At 44.0% G+C, this 4504-nt stretch carries 4 protein-coding genes; 1 reads left to right on the top strand and 3 read right to left on the bottom strand.

Annotated elements, in window-relative coordinates:
• The first annotated feature begins 666 nt into the window (after window positions 1–666).
• Window positions 667–1488 (top strand): basic secretory protein-like protein, encoded by an 822-nt coding sequence (locus AB7E53_RS14215; protein ID WP_446776417.1) that lies wholly within the window; start codon window positions 667–669, stop codon window positions 1486–1488.
• A 33-nt stretch (window positions 1489–1521) separates the two neighbouring features.
• Here AB7E53_RS14215 and AB7E53_RS14210 read toward each other — a convergent pair whose 3' ends face one another.
• The 3 genes from AB7E53_RS14210 to AB7E53_RS14200 form a co-directional block, all read right to left on the bottom strand.
• Window positions 1522–2640 (bottom strand): glycosyltransferase, encoded by a 1119-nt coding sequence (locus AB7E53_RS14210; protein WP_421468283.1) that lies wholly within the window; start codon window positions 2638–2640, stop codon window positions 1522–1524.
• Between the two features lie 61 nt (window positions 2641–2701).
• Entirely contained in the window at window positions 2702–4120 is a 1419-nt protein-coding gene (gene ahcY / locus AB7E53_RS14205; protein ID WP_179400008.1) for an adenosylhomocysteinase, read from the bottom strand.
• Between the two features lie 111 nt (window positions 4121–4231).
• Window positions 4232–4504 (bottom strand): AMP-binding enzyme (locus AB7E53_RS14200; protein ID WP_446776415.1); only part of this gene is annotated, 273 nt, incomplete at its 5' end.

The following is a 4504-nucleotide window of genomic DNA, read 5'->3' as shown; positions in this document are numbered from 1 at the left end:
ATCGCCTTTTGGTGTATCGCTCACCACCTTGCCTCTTAAACAAAGCAGCATACACTGGTTTGCAACCATCTCCTGTAAGACGGTTACGAGGGGCCTGCCCTCATCTCTTTCACAGTTACAAACATTGACGCCAGACAATGTTTTCACAGCACACTCTGTCATCTGTCATCCCGTACGGCTCCGCTGTAGTCACTGCCAAATCAAACCGCAGGCTTTTCGTAGTCGATTTCACAGAGCTTGTTTTATACACCAGCATCCGGTTACGAAGGAGATTTGCATCGTATTCCTTCTCTTCAGAGAGGATGCATAACCAATGGTTAGTCCTAACACAACGATGAACTAATCTAATCACTACCATGAACTATTTTTTTCATAACGAGCCATTATTCGTTTGCCATATGTTAAACGCAAGTCACACAATTGTTGAACGCAAGTTACTCATATGTTGAATGCAAGTCATCCAATTGTCAAACGAATAGTATGCTACTAGGTTCCGAATAGTTGTCCGTATACTAAAGATTAAAACACTTAAGGGAATATAGTACGTTATTGCCTAAATGAAATTACATCGTAGTGGATTTTCTTTTAATGGATAGTTAATACTTGATTTAATATTTTTCGGTTTAATTCTGTAGATTTGTACTTTAAATTAAATATAGACCTATTATGAGTGTGTTTAAATCTTATTTCTTGTCAGGACTTTTGTGTGTGGGCTTACTGCAAGCCAATGATGCGGTTTCGCAATCTTCTACCACGAAGGATAATGTGTCGTGGAGCAATTATCCGGTTGGTAACATTATTTTTAAATCCTTGTCGCCTGAAACAGAAGGGGCTCGTATTTATCATGAATTGGTGTCGAATCCGGAAGATTATATTGCTTCGCAAGCACGGAAGGTGTTAGAAACGCTTTATTTTTCTCCTTCTGATAGCATTCCGGGTATAAAAACGATTCATTATACCTTGAAAGAGTACGATGGGATTTCGGCAAAGGGGGGTAATCCTCCAACTATTTATATAGACTACAGTACAAAATGGGTGGAAAAAACCTTTGGAAAAGAATTGAATAAAGAAAAAGTAGATTATGAAACCCGCGGTGTTTTATATCATGAGCTAACGCATGGTTTTCAGTTAGAACCTCAGGGGATAGGCTCTTATGGAACAAATAAGACTTTTTTTGCCATGATTGAAGGAGTAGCAGATGCTGTCCGTCTGCTTAACGGTTGCTTTACAGAAAAAGACAGACCCAAAGGTGGCAGCTATATGGATGGTTACCGTACCACCGGGTTCTTTCTTGCCTGGCTGACAAAAACAAAGGATCCGGATTTTCTTAAAAAATTCAATCAAAGCACATTAAAAGTTATTCCCTGGTCGTTCGATGGAGCGATCAAATACGCCTTAGGGAATCAATTCCAGATAGATGGTCTTTGGAATCAGTATCTTACAGAAATGGGAGATATTGCTGTAGCAAATAATCAGAATCCCCGTTAAGTAAGCAGAGGAAAGAGGCATTGTTACGGAAAACTATAATGTTTGAACGTAGTTTATAACTTTTCCTGCAAAAGTCTCCCACGATAGTGCCTTTTTCTCTGTCTCTATATTCTTGAGACAGGTTGCCAGCTGGTCGTTTTTAAAAAGGGTCAGGATAGCTTCTTCAATGGCTTGAGCTGTTATGGCAGAGGTTACTATACCGGTTTTCGGGATATCGATGCTTGCCGGGAAATCACCCACCGGAGTACTTATCATCGGGGTGTCGAAATGGTACGCAATAGATACGACTCCGCTTTGTGTGGCCGAACGATAGGGCAGTATCAAAGCATCTGCTGCCGAGAAGTAGTCGCTGATCTCATTGTCATTTATATACCGGTTGAATACCCTGATTCGCTCTTTCACACCGGAAGCATCGATCTGATGCTGGTATTTATCGAAGCTGCCGTAGCATTCGCCGGCAATTACAAGCTGATAGGTGTTATCTAGATGCGACATGGCTTCGATCAGCAAATCAAGTCCTTTATAATGGCGGATCAGTCCGAAAAAGAGTAATGTTTTTTTATCCGGATCAAGCCCCAGCGTGGTGCAGGCTTCCGACCGGTCTTTTCGTTCGCCGAATTGGTTGTACAGGGGATGCGGACTCACCATACAGGGGGCCGCGGGACGGATAGCGTGTAAATCGTTTTTTACATTTTCGCTGAGGGTGATAAATCCATGACACTGATTGAAAAACAGCTTAGCCAACGGCTTATCCATGGGCCGGGCTTCGTGAGGAAAGGCATTGTGAAGCAACGCCACCACTTTACAGCTTTTTTTCATCCGGTTGGCTATGTGGGCATAACCGGGTACAAAGAAGCTCATCCAATAGGAGATGATAATCAGATCCGGCGCAAACTCTCTCAACGCTTTTTCCGTAGCAAAATAGCTGAAAGGATTGATGCTGTCTAATGTCCGAACACTTTCAACCACTTCTGCCTGATCGTCTTTATCTACATATTGTGTCTTTCCGGGGAATAATATGCCGGGATATAGTCGTTTGAAGTTAAATGCTTTAACCTGGTGTTCTTTGCCAAGCTCGTCATAAAGCATGGCGCTGAACTGGGCGATTCCGCCCCGGTAAGGATAAAATGGAGAAAGGATGGCAATCTTCATAATTGGATACATAGTGAAAGAAAAGAGGGTGAACCGTGTTGCCGGTTCACCCTTCATTATATTAATATCTGTAGTGTTCCGGTTTATAAGGTCCGTCTACGGGAACACCGATGTAATCGGCCTGCTTTTCACTTAAAACAGACAGTTTCACACCGATACGTTCCAGATGCAGGCGGGCTACCTCTTCGTCGAGTCGTTTAGGCAGGCGATAAACACCTATTTCGTAAGCCATCTGCCACAGATCTATTTGTGCCAGAACCTGGTTTGTAAATGAATTGCTCATTACAAAAGAGGGGTGTCCGGTTGCACAACCCAGGTTTACCAAACGTCCTTCGGCCAACAGGAAGATGGAGTTTCCGGTTGGAAAGGTGTACTTGTCTACCTGAGGTTTGATGTTTGTATGTTTGATATTGGGGTAATTCACCAATTTGTCTACCTGAATCTCGTTGTCGAAATGGCCGATGTTACATACAATAGCCTGATCCTTCATCTGAGCCATATGTTCGATGGTGATGATATCGCAGTTTCCGGTAGTGGTAACAAATATGTTACCCTCTTTAACCGCCTCTTCCATGGTGGTTACTTCAAATCCTTCCATGGCAGCCTGCAATGCACAGATTGGGTCGATTTCGGTCACGATCACACGTGCACCGTACGAACGCATGGAACGGGCACATCCTTTACCTACATCACCATAACCCAGAACAACCACTACCTTACCGGCAATCATTACATCGGTGGCACGTTTGATACCATCGGCCAGCGATTCGCGGCAACCGTACAGATTATCGAATTTGGATTTGGTTACCGAGTCGTTTACATTGATGGCAGGAACCAGCAATTCCCCTTTTTCCATCATCTGGTAAAGACGATGTACACCGGTGGTTGTCTCTTCTGAAACCCCCTTCATCTCTTCAACCGCACGATGCCAGCGCTGGTTATCTTCGGCCAGAATAGTATTGAGTGTATCCAGAATAACCTGCTCTTCATGATTGCCACCTTTACGGTTGATGGTTTCGGCGTCTATTTCGGCACGGTATCCCATGTGTACCAACAGGGAAGCATCACCTCCGTCGTCTACAATCATATGCGGACCTTTTCCTTCGGGGAAACGGAGTGCCATGTCTGTACACCACCAGTATTCTTCGAGGGATTCTCCTTTCCACGCAAATACAGGTACGCCTGTGGCGGCAATGGCGGCGGCGGCATGATCCTGCGTAGAGAAAATATTACAGCTTGCCCAGCGAACATCGGCTCCCAGAGCAACCAATGTCTCGATCAGAACGGCCGTCTGAATAGTCATGTGCAACGAGCCGGTAATTCGGGCGCCTTTTAGCGGCTGTTTATCGGCATACTTGGCACGAAGCGCCATTAAACCCGGCATTTCGTGTTCGGCGATTTCAATCTCCTTGCGACCAAACTCGGCCAAACTCATATCCGCTACTTTATAAGGCAGCGTGGTTGGAAATAGTTGTGACATATTGAATAAAATAGATTGTTCAGTTTGCAAAGGTAAATAAAAAGCATGAAGTTAGTTGTTAAGGAAAAGAAAAAGAGAGCTTTCCATAGGGGAAGGCTCTCTTCTATATGCTCATTGAGGGGTTATTCCCTGTTCTTTGAGTAGTTGTAACCCGATATCTTTGAGTTTATATTTTTGGATCTTGCCACTTCCCGTCAATGGAAAGCCGTCAATGAAGAATACATATTTTGGTATTTTATGGCGGGCTATTTTACCCCGGCAGAAATCTTTGACAATTTCTTCGGTAAGAGTCACGCCCTCTTTTTGAATGATAAAGGCTCCTACCTCTTCTCCATATTTCTGCGAGGCGATGGCGGCAACCTGTACATCTTTTACACCTTCCAG

Origin of the sequence: Macellibacteroides sp., assembly GCF_050251695.1 — a bacterium.
In the GTDB taxonomy this organism is placed as follows: domain Bacteria; phylum Bacteroidota; class Bacteroidia; order Bacteroidales; family Tannerellaceae; genus Macellibacteroides; species Macellibacteroides fermentans.
This window is presented reverse-complemented; position numbering and strand designations above follow the sequence as displayed.

Excerpts from the sequence above, each read along its gene's own strand:
- ahcY (WP_179400008.1), bottom strand. The coding sequence starts at position 4,120 with ATGTCACAACTATTTCCAACCACGCTGCCTTATAAAGTAGCGGATATG.
- AB7E53_RS14210 (WP_421468283.1), bottom strand. The coding sequence starts at position 2,640 with ATGAAGATTGCCATCCTTTCTCCATTTTATCCTTACCGGGGCGGAATC.
- AB7E53_RS14215 (WP_446776417.1), top strand. The coding sequence starts at position 667 with ATGAGTGTGTTTAAATCTTATTTCTTGTCAGGACTTTTGTGTGTGGGC.